We start from the raw sequence: 19615 nt of genomic DNA on the forward strand, positions 1-19615 counted from the left end.
CCCCCTTGTGTCGTACTTATCCTTTATTCCCCTTTAAAGTTCGGTTTGCGCTTTTCGATAAAGGCCTGAATGCCTTCTTTGGCGTCATTTGATTGGAAAACCTCACCAAATTTTTTGGCTTCCAGCTTCATTCCGCCGTCATATGAATACAGTTTTGTTGCGTTCAATAAATCAAGCACATATTCAAGTGATTTAGGGCTTTTTGCCGCAAATTTCCCCGCAAGTGTTTTGGCCGCTTCGAGCGCTTCTTCCTCTGTTTCTGCCAGCTTTGTAACAAGGCCGCACGTAAATGCTTCTTCACCTGTAATCGGTTCAGCTGTTCCCATCATTTCAAGCGCTTTAGCAGAACCAACGTAGCGCGGGAGACGCTGCGTGCCGCCGAATCCTGGAATAATGCCAAGATTTAATTCCGGCAGTCCAAGCTTCGCATCTTTTGTTGCGATTCGGATATCACAAGACATGGCAAGCTCAAGGCCTCCGCCTAATGCTGCTCCGTGAATCGAGGCAATGACTGGCTTTGGACACTGTTCAATCCGTTCAAAGACTTGCTGTCCTCTATCAGCGAGGCTTGCATAATCAGACTCTTCCTGTAAAGTCGTAAATTCTTTAATATCAGCACCTGCTGAGAAGAATCTGCCTTCCCCGTGGATCACAATCGCTCTTACTTCTTCATTCTGTTCGAGCTCTTCGAACATGTCATTAAGCTCAGTGAGCAGCTGAGAGGATAAGGCATTTGCAGGCGGGTTCTGAATCGTGATGAGCGCTGTCTGTCCTTCATGATGTAAGCTGAGTATTTTTTCCATGTCAATCATCCTTTTTCACATTGTCTTTAGGATTGATGTATTCCGTTTAACAGCAGATCATGTACATTTTCTGCGAGTGCAGGCAGATCATACTTTTGATCATTCATGACCCATGTTGTTGCGGTTTCATCAATCGTCCCAAATACCATTTGTCTCGCTAAGCGGACATCTAAATTTTGTCTAAATTCTCCTGTTTTCTTTCCTTCTGTTAAAATCGACTCGAGCATATTTAAATACCCTTTTAGCACCTCATTGATTTTTTGCCGCAGCTCAAGGTTTGACTGCCTGAGTTCAAGCTGTGTCACAAGAGCCAAATGATGATTTTGCGCCAGCATGCGAAAATGCTCCTCAATCAACAGTAGAAGCTTTTCTTTGGCAGATGGTTTCTTTTGGATATCTGTTTCCATCCGTTCGATGAATTGTCCCATTTTTTCTTTGAACAATGAGATGAGAATATCCTCTTTGTTTTTGAAATAAAGATAAATGGTTCCGTCTGCCACCCCTGCTTGTTTCGCAATCTTTGAAACTTGTGATTGATGATAGCCGTTCTCCGCAATCACCACAACTGCTGCATCAATAATTTGCATGTACTTCGGTCTTTTCTGCTTCAATGTGCTTCGTCCCTTTCTAAATTGAATGAGCATTCATTCATAACTTTATGTTAAAAAGAAACGGGTGATTTGTCAAGAGATCTTCTTCTTTCTTTTCAACCTTTATCATACCAGAGCAGACTGTCATCATTCAAATCATCCGGCCGCTCGACCGGATGATGAAGGTCGTTATTTCTTCAATTGATCGACAGGTGTCTCAGATGATGAAGCTTGCTTTCTTTTTTCTTCTTCAATTAATACTCTGCGCAAAATTTTTCCGACAGCCGTTTTAGGCAGTGATTCTTTAAATTCATACACGCGCGGTACTTTAAATGAAGCAATTCTCGTTCTGACAAAGCGATCGAGTTCATCCTCTGTTAAATAAGCATCCTTTTTCGGCACAACAAACGCTTTTACTGTTTCTCCTCTATAAGGATCTGGTATGCCTGCGACAACGGCTTCTTGTACAAGCTCATGCTCATAAAGGGCTTCTTCGACCTCTCTTGGGTAAATATTATAACCGCTCGCAATAATGACATCTTTTTTCCGGTCAACGATATAGAAAAAACCGTCCTCATCCATATACCCAATATCTCCAGTGAAAAACCATCCGTCCCTTAATACAGCTGCTGTCTCCTCTGGCTGATTCCAATAGCCTTTCATAATTTGCGGCCCTTTGACGATAATTTCTCCGTGCTCATACGGCTCTTTAAGGCCACCCGTTTCCTCGCAATAAATGCCTGCGTCTGTCCCAGGCCACGGACAGCCAATGCTGCCTGTTTTGTTCGCTCCCCATAAAAAGTTAGAATGGGTCACTGGCGAAGTTTCTGAAAGACCATACCCCTCAACTAAACGCCCTCCTGTTAATTTCTCAAAGCTCTGTTTGACTTCAACAGGAAGAGCCGCCGAGCCGCTTAAACATGCAGTGATGGACGACAGATCATACTTTTCAATGTTCGGATGATGCAGCAAGGCAATATACATGGTGGGTGCACCTGGAAAGAGTGTCGGTTTCTGTTTTTCAATCGTTTTGAGGGTATCAGCTGCGTCAAATCGCGGAAGGAGAATCATTGAATGCCCTTCTTTCACAGCAAGGTTTAATACGGTCGTCATTCCGTATACATGAAAAAACGGAATGATGCCAAGGATTCGTTCTTTTCCTCTTGTCGTTTTATACATCCAAGAAGCGCACATTTCAGTATTCGCTAAAATATTTTCATGCGTCAGCATGACCCCTTTTGGTAAACCAGTCGTTCCGCCTGTATATTGCAAAACAGCGACATCCTCTTTCGGTTCAAAGGCAAGAGCCGGAATCTGTTCTCCTGACGATTCTTTCATAATTTGTGAGAAGTGATGAATGGTCTCGCTTTTCTCTACTTGGATGACCATTTTATTTTTTCTTTTTTGGACGATAGGAAACAGAATGTTTTTCGGAAATGGTAAATAATCCTGCAGTTTGGTGATGATCAAGTGCTCCATACTTGTCAGCGCTTTCATTTTATAGGCCTTTGGATACAATAAATCCAGTGTAATCAGCACTTTTGAGCCGCTGTCCTCCATTTGATATGCCAGTTCTTTCTCCGTATAAAGCGGGTTCGTTTGAACAACGATGCCGCCTGCAATTAAAACAGCATAATAAGAAATGACAGATTGAGGACAGTTTGGCAGCATGATTGCTACTCTTTCGCCTTTTTTCACGCCAATTTTCATCAGGTGACCAGCTAGTTTCAATGCTTCTTCCTGGAGCTGTTCATAGGTGATGTTTTTTCCTAGAAAATGAATGGCTGTATGCTCAGGTGCAGCCTCTGCGGAGCTGAATAAGTAAGATTGTAACGTCTCATTTGGAATGGTGAGTTCGTGGGGAATTTGATTCGGGTAATGCAGAAGCCAACGTTTATCTGACTGCATAAAAACCCTCCTTCCTGAACTTTCGTACTATTTTATTATAGCAAACTTTTCCTTAAGGCAGTTTTCTTTTTTCAAATAGAGCTTGGTTCCATGGCATCTTTACTTCTTTGCCGGTGTTTCGATCGATGCTCTTTTTCCTTCATGATGCCACTGTTCATATAATCCACCGATTGCACGAAATGACTCATTTACTCTCTCCACGATCTGTTGATGGATACTCGGGTCATTAGGTAAATGCGTCTGGATGTTGTCGACTTGATACTGCCTCATCATATCTCTGTAGACTGTAAGAAAGATTGTGTCTTCTAAAATCCAGTAAATGACTTCATCCGCCGCTTTTGTTCTTTTATGCAGCATTTGGATTCCTCGTTCATATTGAATAAGAATATAGCCACTCGGATCGATTTGAATATAAGGGCTCAAATCATCAAAAAATCCAGTCGTTTGAAATGGACGTGCAATATACGGTTCGTATATGTCTCTTGGCAGGGAAGTCATTTGGAGACAAGTATCAATTCGCTTTATGAGTTCGTCTTTTTGCAGAATTTGCTTCATGTGATTCACCGCCTTCTGGTGAGATAAAAGCTGCCAAGGAATCCCTGACAGCTTTCTCACTTTGTCTTCTTCATTTCACAGGAACATGTAAACGGCACCAATGACCGCAAAAGTGCAGGCAACTACGATTAATACTTTTGCTAGCTTTTCCATGTCGTCTCCTTAAATGCCGGCTGCTACTACATAAGACAGCCCAACTGAAATAATGAGTGAAATAAACCCGACCGCTCTATTATCATTCTCAATTTCTTTGTCTACTTTAAATCGTGGTGTTAAAAATTCAAAAATGAAATAGCTGACAAGCAGCATCACAAAGCCGTATACGCCCCATCCAATCATTTGCAGAAGGGAATTGTGCTGTGCGATAGAATGCTGAAACACATTCGCAATCCCAAAGATCTTTCCGCCTGTTGCCATGGCAACAGCTAAGTTCCCCCGCTGGATCTCTTCCCAGTTTTTATAGGAGGTAACGAGTTCAAAAATGGTTAGAAATAAGACAAGACATAGGACGGCCACGCTGTAATAGGCGGCAATTTCCACAAGTTCATTTTCCCAAAAGGCTTTCATGCGTTTTCTCCTTTTTACTTTAATTCGACGATGGTAACGCCTGATCCTCCCTCGCCTTGTTCCCCAAAACGAGCATTTTTCACACTGCGGTGCTGTTTCAGTAATTCCTGAACCCCTTTTCTAAGGGCACCAGTTCCTTTTCCGTGAATGATCGACACACGCGGATAACCAGCTAAGACAGCATCATCTAAATATTTCTCGACTCTGCTTAAGGCATTTTCATAACGCTCTCCCCTTAAGTCAAGCTCAAGCGATACATGATAGTCTTTTCCTTTGACTGCCGTAATGGCTTTCTCCTGCTTAAATTCAGGTGCTGATTTGATAAATTCCATGTCTTTTTCTTTTACTTTCATTTTCAGAATGCCCATTTGGACACTCCATTCTTTGTCACCTGTTTGTTCAAGCAGCGTTCCTTTTTGCCCGAAGGTGAGAACTTTCACTTCGTCGCCTGATTTTAGCTGTCTTGCTGCTTTTTTCACCGGCTCTTGCTTTTTCTTCCGGTCAAACTCAGGGACTGCTTCTTCAAGACGCTTTCTTGCATCGATAAGTTCATGCTCTTTGAATGAGCGATGCTCATTTTTTATCGACCGAAGCTCTTGAATGATGTCTTCTGCTTCTTTTGAGGCTTGTTCAATTTTTTCTGCTGCTTTTTGTTCAGCTTCTTCTAGCAGTTTGTCCTTTTGCTCATTCCATTCAAGAATTTGTCTCTGCAATTCTTTATGAAGCTTTTCTGCTTCTTTTCTATAGACTTCTGTCTCATGCAGCTCTTCTTCTGCTTGTTTCTTGCTGTCTTCTAATGAAGCAATCATTTGGTCTACTTCATTATGCTCGGCATGCATATCCGCTTTTGCACGGTCAATGAGATGATCTGGCAACCCAAGACGTTTAGAAATTTCAAATGCATTACTTCGTCCGGGCACACCGATGAGCAAGCGGTACGTTGGTGATAAGGTTTCAATGTCAAACTCCACGCTCGCATTTGTGACACCTTCCCGGTTATATCCGTAAGCCTTCAGCTCAGGATAATGGGTCGTTGCGATGACGCGTGCATTTGTTTGATGCACTTCATCTAAGATACTCATGGCCAGCGCGGCACCTTCTGCAGGGTCTGTTCCTGCCCCTAATTCATCAAATAACACGAGTGAGTTAGATGTCAAATTCTTTAAGATATCTACAATATTGACCATATGAGATGAGAACGTACTCAAGCTTTGCTCAATAGACTGTTCATCTCCAATATCAGCAAAGACTTGGTCGAATACAGCCACTTCCGAGCCTTCTTCAACTGGAATATGAAGGCCTGCCTGCGTCATCAGCGTAAGAAGACCAAGCGTTTTCAAGGTAACTGTCTTACCCCCTGTATTTGGGCCAGTAATAACGATGGTTGAAAAATCTTTGCCGAGCTCAATGTCATTTGCCACAACCTGATCCCTAGGCAATAGAGGATGTCTTGCCCGCTTTAAATAAATCTCCCCTTGATCATTCACAGCAGGCTTTGTGGCTTTTTCTGCCTTTGCATATTTGGCTTTAGCAAAAATAAAATCTAACGTCTGAAGCTCTTTTACATTGTGAAGCAGTTCCTCAATGTGTTCTGACACGCTCGCTGTCAGCATTTGCAGGATCTTTTCGACCTCTTGTTTTTCTTTTAAACGGGTTTGCTGCAAGGTGTTATTTAAATCCACGACCACTTGCGGCTCGATAAATAGGGTTGCTCCTGATGATGACTGATCGTGAACAATTCCGCCGTAATTCGAGCGGTACTCCTGCTTTACTGGAAGCACGAACCGGTCATTACGAATGGTAACAATCGTGTCTGACAGCATTTTTGAAGCAGATTGTGAGCGAATCATGGATTCTAATTTATCTCGCACTTTTGATTCTAATGAACGTAATTGCGTACGTATTGTTCGTAGCGCCGGAGTTGCATGATCAAGCACTTCTCCATTATCACCAATACAGCTTTCGATTTCTTTTCTGACTTCAGGCAGTAATATCAGCGTCTCTGCATATGTATGAAGGCGAGGTATGTCTACACCATCTTCATACAGGGACGTGAGAAAGTGCTTCATGTTTTTCGCAGTGTATAATAGCGCTGCAATTTCCATGAGCTCAGATGGGCTTAATGTACTGCCGATTTCTGCCCGTTTGACCCCGCGTCTAATATCCGTCAGCCCGCCAAATGGCGCCGATCCCTTTAAGCGGATGACATCCTGTGCTTCTGCTACCTCTTCCAGCAAATGCTGAATGGTTTCTATATCCGTCAGCGGCGTTAAATCCTGCGCTCTTTCTTTTCCTAATGAGGATGCGGTATAGGACATGACTTTTTCTTTTACTTTATGAAATTCTAATGATGCTAACACTTTTTGTTGCAGCATGGTCCAGCCTCCTAACGACTACCTGTCACGCGTTAAAAACTTTTTGATCTCGCTTAGAGAAAAAGTATTCACGACATTTGCTTTTGGTGTCCAGCCTTTTCTTGCAGCTGTTACACCAACTTCCATATGATCCAGCATGGCGATATTGTGTGCATCTGTATTGATCATGATGTTCACACCTGCTTCGTTTGCTTTCATTAAATGCTCTGCTTTTAAATCAAGTCTTGACGGGTTGCTGTTGAGCTCTAGTGCAGTTCCCGTTTTCTTCGCAAGCTCTATGAGCTGATCTATATTTAAGGCATAGCCGTCCCGTCTGCCGATCAAACGGCCTGTTGGATGTGCAATTAAATCCACATGCTGATTCCGCAGGGCATTTTCAAGGCGCTCCATAATGACTTCTTCCGGCTGAGAAAAGCTCGAGTGGATAGACGCAATGACAAAATCCATGTCTGCTAAAAAGTCATCATCATAATCTAATGATCCATCCGGGAGAATATCCATTTCGACCCCTTTGAAAATGTGAAAATGCTCGAATTCTTGATTCAGCTTGTCAATTTCTTTTGCTTGCAGACGTAAACGTTCTTTTGTTAAACCGTTTGCTACTTTTAAATATTGCGAGTGGTCTGTAATCGCCATGTATTCATAGCCTTTTGCGATACATGCCTCTGCCATTTCGCGAATAGAAAATGCGCCGTCACTCCATGTCGAGTGCATATGAAGGTCGCCTTTGATATCTTTTAACTCTACAAATTGCATACTTTCTTTATACGTATCAATCTCCGTTCCGGTTTCACGAATTTCTGGCGGAATAAGCGGAAGTTGAAAATGCGCATAAAAAGCAGCCTCGTCTTCAAACGTTTTTACTTCTCCAGTTTCAATTGTTTCCACACCATATTCACTAATACGCTCTCCGCGTTCCTTCGCCAGCTGACGCATGCGAATATTGTGATCTTTTGAGCCAGTGAAATGGTGCAGCGTTGTTGCAAATTGGTCTGTTGTCACAAGCCGGAAGTCTACACTGATCTCAAAATCAAGGGCAAGAATGACAGATACCTTCGTATCACCACTTGCAATGACGTCTTTGACATCATCAAGTGCAACGAGCTGCTCTCTGACTTGTTCAGGATCGCTGGTCGCAATGATATAATCTAAATCTTTGACAGTTTCCCGTGCACGTCTTAGACTGCCAGCTCTAGAAAAACGAATAATACCCTTCATCTGTTCAAGCGCATGATCAATCCGCTCTGCCACATCTAATGCAAAGCCAATTGGCAGTCGTTCTGGCTGCTTTCCGGCCTCCTCAAGAGCTGCGAGAATCTTTTCTTCGGTTTTTTTACCGAAGCCTGCAAGCGCTTGTACTTTTTCCGCTTCGCATGCTTCTTTTAATGACTGTGCATCATGGACGCCAAGCTCTTGGTAAAGCTTCGCAATCTTCTTCCCGCCAAGCCCTTGCAATTTTAAGAGCGGGACAAGTCCTTCAGGCACTTCCTTTTTTAATTGTTCGAGCGTTTCTGATTGTCCTTTTTCGATATACTCTGTGATCACAGCAAAGGTTCCTTTTCCAATGCCGGGTAATGCTAATAGATCATCTATTTGAGAAAGGCTGCGGTCGTCTTGTTCCAGTGCCGCTGCTGCTTTACGAAAGGCAGAAATTTTAAAAGGATTATCTCCTTTTAATTCCATATATACTGCAATTGTTTCAAGAAGTTTGATAATATCTTTTTTATTCATCTCTCATCCTCCAGCCGCTTTGGCATCTTCCTATATAAATATACAAACTTTCCCTTCATCCTACAACTTTCTGTCATGGAATGAGAAAAAACTTCTCCAGGAAAGGAGAAGTTTTTAAACTCCATACGTCGACCATAGGTCCTTGACAAGACCGGACAGGTAAGGGGTGTTGTTTACGATCACATCTGCTAACATTGATTTGCTCATCATTGTTTGCAGCGCATCTACTGGAAGTAATGCAGCGACAAACAATAGAATAAACACAAATAAATAGGTTTCCAGAAATCCTAAAACACCGCCAAGCAGTTTGTTCACCTGTTTAATCACAGGTATACTTGCAATGGTTGTGAGCAATCCGCCAATGATGGCGAGCAGGATTTTGGTCAAGATAAACAGAATGATAAACGCAATGGTATTATAATAAGCTGTTTCTAGATTCCCACTAAAGAAAGCGAGCTGCGGTTGGCCGCCGCTAAAATTAGGTGCCGGAATCCACGTAAGCTGTGGTGCAAGTGACTGATAAAACATGGAAGCCACTAAGATAGAAACAACAAAGCTGATCAATTTAATAAATTGAAGAATAAACCCGCGCTTTAGACCGACAAGCGTTCCCATAAGAAGCAAAAACAAAATGATGATATCGATCACGGTAATTTCATTCCTTTTCTTTTAGCTGAATCTCTAATTTTTCGTATTGCTCTTTTAATTTCAAGTAGTCGTGGACGACATTGACTGCTGTCAGTACAGCTAATTTGTTTATATCAAGGTATGGATTTTTTTCATTTATTTCTCTCATTTTATCATCAACAATTGACGCAACATGTCGCATATGCATCTTCGTTTCTTGTCCGATGATCGTATAGGACTGTCCGTAAATCTCAACTGTTGTTTTCGTTTTACCGCCGTCAGACAACGTTTCTCCTCCATTCCACGAGAATCCTAGTCTCTATCATAACATGTTTAGACATTGAATGGAAAGACGAGCCCTTCCCTGTTATGGTACACTTTAGAAATCAATGATATCAAGGTAAAAAGGAGTTATCCACTGTGCCCCAATCCGTTTTAAAAGCAACATCAGAAGACCTCAAAAAGATGAAGAGCGCGTATGCGCACCATTTAACAGACAATTTGCCGCCAGGCGCCCTCTTTCAAGCAAAAGTCCCTGGCTGTACGATTACAGCCTATCGATCTGGAAAAGTATTGTTTCAAGGACAAAAGGCAGAAGCTGAAGCCAGTCAATTCAGCCACTTGCAAGCAGCTGATACGAAAAGTCAAAAATCACCTGCTGTTACAAAATACAGTCCGCCGCCCGGCATTGCTTCCATGTCGGTCATCGGTTCAGATGAAGTAGGTACAGGTGATTATTTCGGACCGATCACAGTCTGTGCGGCCTATGTTGATGCCAGCCAGCTTGCTTTAATGAAAGAGCTTGGCGTAAAAGACTCAAAAGGGCTAAAGGACCCGCAAATTATCAACATTGCCAAGGATCTCATCAAAACCATTCCGTTCAGCCTTCTCGTTCTCCGAAATGAAAAGTACAATACGATGCAGGAAAAGGGCATGAGTCAAGGAAAAATGAAGGCACTGCTTCATAACCAAGTCATCACCTCTGTGCTAGAAAAACTGGACGGACAGCAGCCTGAAGCCATTTTGATTGACCAATTTGCAGCACCAGGGATTTATTTCAAACATCTTGCCGGGGAAAAAATCATCCGGGAGCGGACATATTTTAGTACAAAAGCAGAAGGCATCCATTTGTCAGTCGCTGCAGCTTCCATTATCGCAAGGTACGCCTTTTTAATTGAAATGGACAAATTATCACAGGCTGCAGGCTTTGACATCCCAAAAGGAGCCGGTCCTCATGTAGACAAGGCCGCCGCCAAACTCATCAAGCTGCACGGTGAAGATGCTTTACGTCAATTTACAAAGCTGCATTTTGCCAACACACAAAAAGCGAAAAAAATGCTATAAAAAAAGCTAGAGCCCATGAGGCCCTAGCTTTTTTTCCTTTAACCGCGTAAGACGGCTTGATACGTATCTTCTAGTGCTTTCAAAACTTTTGTGTGAACAGCTGTGACTTCTTCCTCGGTCAACGTTTGTTCAGGATTTAAATATTGAAGAGAGAATGCAACAGATTTTTTGCCTTCTTCCATATGTTCCCCTTCGTACACATCAAATACAGATAGGTCTGTGAGTAGATGACCGCCTGCTTCATAGATGACACGCTCCAGCTGTCCGCTTGAGATATGCTGATCGACAACAAGTGCGATATCTCTTGTCACGGCTGGGAATCTCGGGATCGCTGTATATTTCATATCCTTCGTTTCAGATGTCATTACATCTGTTAAATCAAACTCGAAGACATACGTTTCTTTTAAATCCAATTCCTTTTCAACGACTGGATGCAGTGCGGCAACAAAGCCAATGACTTGACCATTTAAGTGAACATCTGCTGTTCGCCCTGGGTGAAGCCCCTCACGCTCTGCTTGAACATAAGTGATTTGGTCTGACACACCAAGCTTTTCGAACAGTCCTTCAGCAATTCCTTTCGCTACATAAAAATCGACGGCTTTTTTCTCGCCCTGCCAAAGATTTTTATGCCATAAGCCTGTCAGCGCACCAGCGACATGTTCTTTTTCCACTGGTTTTGCCCCTTCAGCTTCTGCTAAGAAAACAGAGCCCGTTTCATAAAATCCAAATGAATCAGCTTGTCTTGCCAAGTTATATGCAACAGAATCAAGTAAGTTTGGCAGAAGACTTTGTCTCAGCACACTGCGTTCCTCACTCATTGGCAGAGAAAGTCTCGTTTCATAGGCTGGATGCAGTGCAAAAGCTGTGGACTTATGCTGATTCGTCAATGAATACGTAATCGCTTGAGAAAGTCCTGCCCCCTCTAAGAAACGTCTTACCTTTCTGCGCTTCACTTGGTATGGCGTGAGACCGCCAACGGTGCCAGCTGTTGCAGGCAGTGTAGATGGAATATTATCGTAGCCATATAATCTTGCCACTTCTTCAATGAGGTCTTCTTCAATCGTAATATCCATTCTGCGGGAAGGAACCGTTACGACAAGAACATCATTTGATTCGCCCACTGTGAAGCCTAGTTTGTTGAAAATCTGAATCATATCTTCTTTTGAAATGCTCATTCCAAGCACCTTGTTCACACGCTCAGTTGATACGTGGATGACATTCATACTTGCTTCAAGGTGATTCTCCTCAACTGTACCGCTTAGCACTTCACCGCCTGCATACAAGCTGATCAATTGAGCTGCTCTTTCTGCTGCCGGTTTCGTACGCTGCGGATCGAGTCCTTTTTCAAATCGTGTGCTTGATTCACTGCGAAGCCCTAAGTCTCTAGATGCTTGACGGACTGTTTGACCGTTGAAATATGCCGCTTCTAAAAGAATCGTTGTCGTCTCATCCCGTACCTCTGATTCAAAGCCGCCCATGACGCCTGCTACCGCGTGCGCTTTCGTTCCATTCGTGATGACAAGATGCTTTGATGACAATGTACGCTCTTGCTCATCCAGTGTTTGAATGATTTCGCTATCAGACGCTTTACGAACGACCACCTGCTTTGAACCAAAGCGGTCATAATCAAAGGCATGAAGCGGCTGGCCGTATTCAAGCAGTACAAAGTTTGTAATATCCACGACGTTGTTAATTGGACGGATACCTGCATTCATCAACCTTGTTTGCATCCAAAGCGGTGCTGGTCCAACCTTTACATTTTTAATGATCTTTGCTGCATAAAGTGGATTCGCTTCTTGATCCTCAATTTTAACAGAAATATAGTCTGCTGCTTTTTCGGAAGAAGTGTCATGTGCTGTATCAGGAAGCTTGATGTCTCTTCCTAAAATGGCCGCAACCTCATAAGCGACACCTAGCATATTCAGGGCATCGGCACGGTTTGGTGTTAAGCCAAGCTCAAGCACCGCATCATCTAATTGAAGTGCTTGAAGGGCATCATCTCCTGGTTTCACGTCGTTCGGGAAAACAAAGATGCCTTCTGCATATTCTTTTGGTACGAGCTTGCTCTCTACGCCTAATTCTTGCAGAGAACAAATCATGCCATGAGACTCTTCACCGCGCAGTTTTGCTTTTTTAATTTTAAAGTTGCCAGGAAGGACTGCGCCCACCGTTGCGACGGCCACATACTGTCCTTTCTCCACATTCGGAGCCCCGCAAATAATTTGCACTGGTGCTTCTTCGCCGATATCAACAAGACATTTGTTTAATTTATCTGCATTCGGATGCTGTTCACGTTCAATGACGTGTCCAACGACAACTCCTTTGATGCCTTCGCCTTTATATTCAACGGCTTCCACTTCAATTCCGCTTCTTGTGATTTTTTCTGCTAATTCAGCCGGCTTGATGCCTTCTAAATCGACATAGTCTTCTAACCATTTATATGAAACAAACATGTTGATTTCCTCCTCTTAGTCCTGCTTGAATTGCTTTGTGAATCTAATGTCGTTTGTGTAGAAATGGCGAATATCATCAATGCCGTATTTCAGCATCGCGATCCGTTCCACACCCATTCCAAAAGCAAAGCCTTGGTAAGTCTCTGGATCAAACCCGCTCATTTTCAGGACATTCGGATGAACCATTCCAGCACCTAAAATCTCAATCCAGCCTGTTCCTTTACATACAGAGCAGCCCTTCCCGCCGCATTTAAAGCAAGACACATCGACTTCGACAGATGGTTCTGTGAATGGGAAAAAGCTTGGACGCAGTCTAATTTCACGATCTTCACCAAACATTTTTCTTGCGACTGTCTCCAGTGTTCCTTTTAAATCACTCATGCTAATATTGTGATCGACGACAAGCCCTTCAATTTGCATAAATTGATGTGAATGAGTCGCGTCATCACTGTCACGTCTATATACTTTTCCAGGACAGATGATCTTCACAGGACCTTGTCCTTTATATTTCTCAAGTGTACGTGCTTGTACTGGTGATGTTTGTGTTCTCAACAGTGTATCTTCAGTAATATAGAAGCTGTCCTGCATATCACGTGCCGGATGCTCCTTTGGAAGATTCAGCGCTTCAAAGTTATAATAATCCGTTTCTACCTCAGGACCTTCCTCAACGGTATAGCCCATGCCAATAAATAAATCTTCAATATCTTCGACAACAATCGTTAATGGATGTCTTGCTCCCATTTTGATTGGACTTGCCGGTAAAGTAACATCGATCGTTTGAGACGCAAGTTTTTTCTTCACTTCTTCTTTTTCCAGCTGTTCATTTTTTTCAGCAATGGCACCAGCAATCTGCTCTCTTACTTCGTTTGCGAGTGCACCCATTTTCGGTCTTTCTTCTGCGGAGAGCTTGCCCATTCCGCGAAGTACTTCTGTAATCGGTCCTTTTTTCCCTAAGTATTGAACACGAATGTCATTGACCTCTTTGAGCGAGCTAGCTGCTTCAACCTTCGCTATCGCCTCTGATTCAAGCTGTTTTAACGTTTCTTGCATGAGTGTAATCCTCCTTTTGATATACAAAACCGCTCGGATAAACGGCTGTTTGATCGTTTGAAGACAATAAAAAAACTCGTTCCTCCATAAAAGAAGGGACGAGTTGTGGTCGCGGTACCACCCTTGTTAAGCACAAATGCATGTGCGAATAAGCTTCATTGACATAACGGAATCAAACGAATCCGGTTCACCTTTACGCAAAGCAAAGCCTGCGGTCCCGGTGACAACTCCAGAGGTGAATTCCTGTTTCAGCATTCCTTAAATGCACTTTCAGTCTACGATGCATTCTCCCTAAAAGGCCGCTTCTTGAAACAATCTTCCTCTATCATGGTTTTTAAAATATTAGTTTCATTATAGTGAAAATGAGCACTTGATGCAACACTATCCGCGCAAATGATAGACAAGAACAGCTGCTGCAACAGCGACATTTAATGATTCTGCCTGCCCATACATTGGCACATATAAATTTTGATCTGTCATTTGCAGAATCGCTGGATCAATACCTGCTCCCTCATTTCCAACAATTAATGCAAACGGACCTTCTGCCGTTACGCTTCTATACTCTTTCGCATCTTTTAAGGCACTCCCGTATACAGGTATGCCTCGTTCTTTCAGTTCGGTGATCGCCTGTTGAAGAGTTTGCTTTAAGATAGGCAGGTGAAAATGAGACCCTTGTGCCGAACGGAGCGTTTTTCCGTTAAACGCATCAACTGTTCCTTCTCCTAAGATCACAGCATCAAGACCAGCGGCATCTGCTGTTCGAATGAGTGTGCCTAAATTCCCCGGGTCCTGCACTGCGTCTAATAGAAGAATTCGTTCAACCTTCTTTTCTTCAAAAACAGGAACTGTACAGACTGCGGCAATGTGCTGAGGCGTTTCCGTTTCTGTCATGGCAGAAAAGGCCTCTTCGCTCAGTTCATAAAGCTCAATGTCAGGCTGGATATGAGAAGGAAGCATATCGGGCGAGGTGACCATTAATTCCTTCACGATCCCGCTCTTTAATGCTTCTTCGACTAAATGTATTCCCTCAACGAGAAACAGCCCCGTTTTCGTTCGTTCTTTTTTCGTATGGAGCTTCTTCCACTGTTTAATGTTTGTGTTTTTAGCTGATTCTATATATTTCAAGCGACGTTAACTCCTTTAATTATCATGAATTTATTATATCTCATGCACACTACATAATAAACCTGTCTTTGAGACAGAATAGGGCTATTACCATCAAAAAAGGAGTGTGGGCAATGGATTTTAATTTAAGAGGCGCAGTCATTCAAAACATTACTGGCCATAATCAAGAACAGCTTGAACATACGATTTTAGATGCTATTCAAAGCGGCGAGGAAAAAATGCTGCCAGGCCTTGGCGTGTTGTTCGAAGTGCTATGGCAAGAAGCATCAGAAAACGAGAAAAATGAGATCCTTGAAACATTAGAGCAAGGCTTAAAGCCTCAGCAGCAGCAATAAAAGAAGCCGGTTTGCTTATATAAGCAAGCCGGCCTTTTTCGTTTAGCCAGTGATAGGCGTCTCCATTCGAAGCCCTGGATCACGCCAGATTTCGACCCATTTTTTTATCGCAAACACAATAATCACAAAACCTAAGATCAGCATGATGATCGACAGTACCGCATTCAGCACGCTGTAACCGGATGCTTCAGGATTGAGATATACATTTGCTACCATCCAATAGCCTGCATAATTCACCGTCACATATAAGTAAGCAAGCGGAATTAAACAAGTCAGCATATATCGTCTTTTATCTGCAATTTTTAATACAACGGTTGCCCCGATGATCAACCCAACCGAGGCCATTAACTGATTTGAAACCCCAAACAGCGCCCAAATAGACCCGATGTCCCCTGAGTAAAGTAAGTATCCCCACATAAAACAAGCAAGCGCACTTGCAAACACCGAACCAGGTATCCAGTCAGTTCGTTTAAGCGGTTTATATGCTTCACCTAAGAAGTCTTGAATCAAATAGCGTGCCACACGTGTTCCCGCATCAATAGCAGTTAAAATAAAGACAGCCTCAAACATAATGACGAACTGGAAGAAGTAAGAAGCCAAATGACTAAAGAACGGAATCCCCGTAAAGATATACGCCATCCCTACCGCTAATGTTACGGCACCACCCGTTCTTCCTTCTAAGTCAAGGCCGATTTCCTTACTCAGCTGAGGAAGGTTTTCGACACTCATACCGAGTGTGCGGAACACTTCTGGTGTACTGTTTATCGCAAAATAATCTCCTGGATGCAGAGCAGTAGCCGCAATTAAAGCCATAATCCCAACTAAGCATTCCACAAGCATTGCGCCAAACGCAACAGGCTTCATATCACTCCATCGGTCCAGCATCTTAGGTGTTGTCCCTGACCCAACAAATGCGTGGAAACCAGAAATGGCACCGCAAGCAATGGTAATCGAAATAAATGGCCAGACAGGACCAGCTAATACAGGTCCTCCTCCATTCACAAACTCTGTAAACGCGGGGAATTGAATGGACGGATTCACGACAAAGATACCAGCAATCAGCGCAATGAATACACCAATTTTCATAAAACTACTTAAATAGTCCCTCGGTGCAAGCAGCAGCCAAACTGGCAGAGCCGCAGCAAAAAAGGCATAGATCGGCAGGGCAAGAGCAAGCGTTTTTGTATCAAGTGTTAAAAAATCACCTAGTGCCGTTCCTTGAATATTTGGACCAAGGAATACCCCAAACATCAGCAAAATAAATCCCGCAGATGTCGCCAGCTTTAAATTGCCTGTTTTTTTATAATACAGACCAACCCCCATCGCAATCGGAATCGTGATTCCAACTGCAAATGTCCCCCAAGGGTTACGTTCTAAAGCATGAAGCACAACCATAGACAAACCTGCCATTGTGATTGTAATAATAAACAGCATCGCAAGCCCTGTACAAAACCCGGCAACAGGTCCCAGCTCTTCCTTCGCTACCTCTGATAATGATTTCCCCTTTTTTCGCATCGATGCAAATAAGACGACTAGATCATGTACAGCTCCGCCTATGACTGCTCCAATTAAAAGCCAAAGGAGACCAGGTAAATACCCAAATTGAGCGGCTAAAATCGGACCCACTAACGGACCAGCAGCTGCAATGGCAGCAAAGTGATGCCCAAATGTGACCCATTTATTTGTCGGCACATAATCTTTCCCGTCCTCTAGTGTGTGAGCCGGTGTAGGATGATCATCTGTGACCTTTAATACCTTGACCATCATAAATGTGCCATAAAGACGATAGGCAATCGCTAAAATACACATAGATCCTATTACAATTGTAACCGCATTCATTTAACCATCCCCTTTGTATAAACAATTTGTTACAAATATAACATAAATTGATTGATTTTTCTTTCTTTTAAAACCAAGTTGACAAATAAGAATAATATGTTTATTCTTAAGGTAGCTTCACCTACTTCCATAAACTCTCTTTTGACAGGGCATTCTATGGCTCTGTCCTTTTTATTGCTTTCATCTTACAAAAATAAACGCTCGATCACATGTGCCTTATTCACTAGGAAACATTCTCCTCTTTTACTGAAAATAGTTCTTTTGACTCACTTTGAACACACCGTTCATTTCCTGGGAAATTCAATAAAAAAGCCTTTCCCCTGTACTGAGGAAAGGCTTTCTTACTTAAGAACCGTACGTAATCTGTTCAACGGTTTTTTGATCAAGTCTTTTGATCACTTCTGTTAAAAGCTTCACTGCATTTTCATAATCATCTCGGTGAATCATTGCGGCATGGGTATGAATATATCTGCTCGGAATTCCGATAGATAGTGATGGAACACCATGGCCTGTTAAATGAATACCGCCAGCATCTGTCCCGCCGCCAGGCATTGAGTCATATTGATAAGGAATGTTCAGTTCATCAGCTGTTTGGACAACAAAATCACGAAGCCCTTTATGAGAGACCATTGAAGCATCAAATACAACAATCGTTGGGCCTTTGCCAAGTTTGCTAGTTGCTTCTTTCTCAGTGATGCCCGGTGTATCTCCTGCTACACCTACATCAATGGCAAATCCAATATCGGGCTGAATCGTAGCCGCTGCTGTTTTAGCTCCGCGCAGGCCTACTTCCTCTTGGACAGTTGCGACGCTGTAAGCAATATTCTCATGCTGAGCATTGTGCAAATTTTTCATGACATCAATGGCGACTGCACAGCCAATGCGGTTGTCCCATGCTTTTGCAAGGAGCATTTTTTCATCATTCATGACTGTAAACTCAAAGTAAGGAACGATTTGATCTCCAGGCAGCACGCCCCACTCCATTGCCTGTTCTTTGCTTGACGCCCCAATATCAATAAACATATCCGTAATCTCAATTGACTTTTTACGAGCTTCAGGTGACAAGACGTGTGGTGGCTTTGAACCAATTACCCCTGTGATCTCTCCCTTTTTCGTCACAATGGTGACACGCTGGGCGAGCATGACCTGTGACCACCAGCCGCCGACTGTTTGAAAACGAATGTAGCCTTTGTCATCAATTTTTGTCACCATGAATCCTACTTCATCTAAGTGACCAGCGAGCATAATTTTAGGTCCGTTAGCGTTTCCTTCCTTTTTAGCGATCAAGCTGCCAAGGCGGTCTGTAGAGACTTCATCTGCATATGATTCTATGTATGTCTGCATGACTTTTTTGACATCACGTTCATTTCCTGGAATCCCTTTTGCATCCGTTAGGTCTTTGAGCATAGTTAATGTTTGATCGAGCTTTGTCATTCCATTTATCCTCCTTTATCTTCATGGTGCATTCTTATTATACAAAACCTCTTTCGTTCAATACGATCTTTTTATGAATATTTTTTCGTTTTACGAAATATTTTTTTAAAAAAAGTTGAAACCTTTTGGCGTTTTCATTCGTAGTACATCAGATAACGGTATTGGAGGTGCATCCTGTCATGTTTGTAATCCTCATGAGACTAGCTCTTGTTGCACTGCTTGTCTACATCTTCTACATGGCGGTAAAATTCTTCTCAAATCCGAGAAGAAAGCTGAAACAAGCACAATTAAAAGAAGGCTTTTATTTTATGGACGAACAGCAAAATGCGCGCAAAAATTTTAATTTCGTCTATAAAGGTGTCTTGTTTGAAGGGGAGAAGCATGTTCCTTCTAAGGATCATCCTCTGTTTGTCCACTCCATTTACGTTTGGACGGAGTCACCTGAGAAGCTGAGTGAATTTACATTAGAAGACTTTGAAAAACTGGAGGAAAACATTATCGAGCGTTATCCTCAAACAAAAATTGATTGGGATCAGCCCATAAAAAAAATCAAACAAAAAAAAGGAGCAGACACGCCGTCCTAATGGCGTCTGCTCCTTTTTCAAATAACTTGGATATATCCCAATAGGATCAACTGCAAAATAATTAATAAAGGCATGCCGATTTGAAAGGCAGGATGCTTTGTTTTATGCCGGAAATACTGCATTCCTAGATACGACCCGGCAGCGCCAAAAAGAATCGCAGCACTCCATAAATGCGCCTCTGAAATTCTCCATTTATGTGCTTTGGCCCGGCGTTTGTCTTCACCCATGAGAAAAAAGCCATAGCCATTCACCAAAATAAGCAGCAGGATCAAAGCCATATTCATTCATTTCACCT

The 19615-nt window shown here is 42.7% G+C and carries 18 protein-coding genes; 3 read left to right on the plus strand and 15 right to left on the minus strand.

Annotated elements, in window-relative coordinates; genetic code table 11:
• Window positions 1-23 precede the first annotated feature (23 nt).
• From NSS65_RS13570 to zapA, 9 genes are all read right to left on the minus strand, one after another.
• Window positions 24-803 (minus strand): enoyl-CoA hydratase, encoded by a 780-nt coding sequence (locus NSS65_RS13570; RefSeq protein WP_034279724.1) that lies wholly within the window; start codon window positions 801-803, stop codon window positions 24-26.
• Between the two features lie 26 nt (window positions 804-829).
• Window positions 830-1414 (minus strand): TetR/AcrR family transcriptional regulator, encoded by a 585-nt coding sequence (locus NSS65_RS13575; RefSeq protein ID WP_024423221.1) that lies wholly within the window; start codon window positions 1412-1414, stop codon window positions 830-832.
• A 168-nt stretch (window positions 1415-1582) separates the two neighbouring features.
• A complete protein-coding gene (locus tag NSS65_RS13580) occupies window positions 1583-3301 on the minus strand; it encodes an AMP-binding protein (protein WP_326134844.1) in 1719 nt (572 codons plus the stop codon).
• A 99-nt stretch (window positions 3302-3400) separates the two neighbouring features.
• The gene (locus tag NSS65_RS13585; protein WP_326134845.1) at window positions 3401-3856 is read right to left on the minus strand and encodes an Imm63 family immunity protein; all 456 of its coding nucleotides are present in this window, start codon (window positions 3854-3856) and stop codon (window positions 3401-3403) included.
• A 162-nt stretch (window positions 3857-4018) separates the two neighbouring features.
• On the minus strand, window positions 4019-4423 hold the full coding sequence (locus tag NSS65_RS13590; protein WP_008345990.1) for a DUF350 domain-containing protein: 405 nt from the start codon (window positions 4421-4423) through the stop codon (window positions 4019-4021).
• Between the two features lie 14 nt (window positions 4424-4437).
• The gene (locus tag NSS65_RS13595; RefSeq protein WP_326134875.1) at window positions 4438-6795 is read right to left on the minus strand and encodes an endonuclease MutS2; all 2358 of its coding nucleotides are present in this window, start codon (window positions 6793-6795) and stop codon (window positions 4438-4440) included.
• Between the two features lie 21 nt (window positions 6796-6816).
• On the minus strand, window positions 6817-8529 hold the full coding sequence (gene polX, locus NSS65_RS13600) for a DNA polymerase/3'-5' exonuclease PolX (protein WP_326134846.1): 1713 nt from the start codon (window positions 8527-8529) through the stop codon (window positions 6817-6819).
• A 114-nt stretch (window positions 8530-8643) separates the two neighbouring features.
• Window positions 8644-9177 carry a CvpA family protein gene (locus NSS65_RS13605; RefSeq protein ID WP_024423226.1) on the minus strand — a complete coding sequence of 178 codons (534 nt, stop codon included), beginning with the start codon at window positions 9175-9177 and terminating at the stop codon, window positions 8644-8646.
• A gap of 7 nt (window positions 9178-9184) precedes the next feature.
• On the minus strand, window positions 9185-9442 hold the full coding sequence (gene zapA, locus NSS65_RS13610) for a cell division protein ZapA (protein WP_012010831.1): 258 nt from the start codon (window positions 9440-9442) through the stop codon (window positions 9185-9187).
• Between the two features lie 134 nt (window positions 9443-9576).
• On the opposite strand from zapA, the gene rnhC reads away from it, so the two are divergent.
• Window positions 9577-10500, plus strand: a complete 924-nt coding sequence (gene rnhC, locus NSS65_RS13615; protein WP_326134847.1) for a ribonuclease HIII — start codon at window positions 9577-9579, stop codon at window positions 10498-10500.
• 38 nt (window positions 10501-10538) lie between these two features.
• Here rnhC and pheT read toward each other — a convergent pair whose 3' ends face one another.
• The 3 genes from pheT to NSS65_RS13630 all read right to left on the minus strand — a co-directional run bounded on the left by pheT (window position 10539) and on the right by NSS65_RS13630 (window position 15128).
• The gene (gene pheT / locus NSS65_RS13620; protein ID WP_326134848.1) at window positions 10539-12953 is read right to left on the minus strand and encodes a phenylalanine--tRNA ligase subunit beta; all 2415 of its coding nucleotides are present in this window, start codon (window positions 12951-12953) and stop codon (window positions 10539-10541) included.
• Window positions 12954-12968: 15 nt separating this feature from the next.
• Complete coding sequence (pheS, locus tag NSS65_RS13625) at window positions 12969-14003, minus strand: phenylalanine--tRNA ligase subunit alpha (protein ID WP_061109451.1); 1035 nt, start codon at window positions 14001-14003, stop codon at window positions 12969-12971.
• Window positions 14004-14384: 381 nt separating this feature from the next.
• A complete protein-coding gene (locus tag NSS65_RS13630; protein ID WP_046312017.1) occupies window positions 14385-15128 on the minus strand; it encodes an RNA methyltransferase in 744 nt (247 codons plus the stop codon).
• Window positions 15129-15241: 113 nt separating this feature from the next.
• On the opposite strand from NSS65_RS13630, the gene sspI reads away from it, so the two are divergent.
• Entirely contained in the window at window positions 15242-15463 is a 222-nt protein-coding gene (sspI, locus tag NSS65_RS13635) for a small acid-soluble spore protein SspI (protein ID WP_024425725.1), read from the plus strand.
• Between the two features lie 42 nt (window positions 15464-15505).
• On the opposite strand, the gene cstA is transcribed toward sspI, so the two are convergent.
• Both cstA and NSS65_RS13645 read right to left on the minus strand, forming a co-directional pair.
• Window positions 15506-17302, minus strand: a complete 1797-nt coding sequence (gene cstA, locus NSS65_RS13640) for a carbon starvation protein CstA (protein WP_061109452.1) — start codon at window positions 17300-17302, stop codon at window positions 15506-15508.
• A 345-nt stretch (window positions 17303-17647) separates the two neighbouring features.
• Entirely contained in the window at window positions 17648-18736 is a 1089-nt protein-coding gene (locus tag NSS65_RS13645) for a M42 family metallopeptidase (RefSeq protein WP_024425723.1), read from the minus strand.
• 179 nt (window positions 18737-18915) lie between these two features.
• Between NSS65_RS13645 and NSS65_RS13650 the strand changes: the two genes are divergently transcribed.
• Window positions 18916-19320 (plus strand): hypothetical protein, encoded by a 405-nt coding sequence (locus tag NSS65_RS13650; protein ID WP_024426127.1) that lies wholly within the window; start codon window positions 18916-18918, stop codon window positions 19318-19320.
• Window positions 19321-19337: 17 nt separating this feature from the next.
• On the opposite strand, the gene NSS65_RS13655 is transcribed toward NSS65_RS13650, so the two are convergent.
• Entirely contained in the window at window positions 19338-19604 is a 267-nt protein-coding gene (locus tag NSS65_RS13655) for a DUF1294 domain-containing protein (protein ID WP_070326349.1), read from the minus strand.
• Between the last annotated feature and the right edge of the window lie 11 nt (window positions 19605-19615).

Origin of the sequence: Bacillus sp. FSL K6-1006, assembly GCF_038593175.1 — a bacterium.
In the GTDB taxonomy this organism is placed as follows: Bacteria; Bacillota; Bacilli; order Bacillales; family Bacillaceae; genus Bacillus; species Bacillus safensis.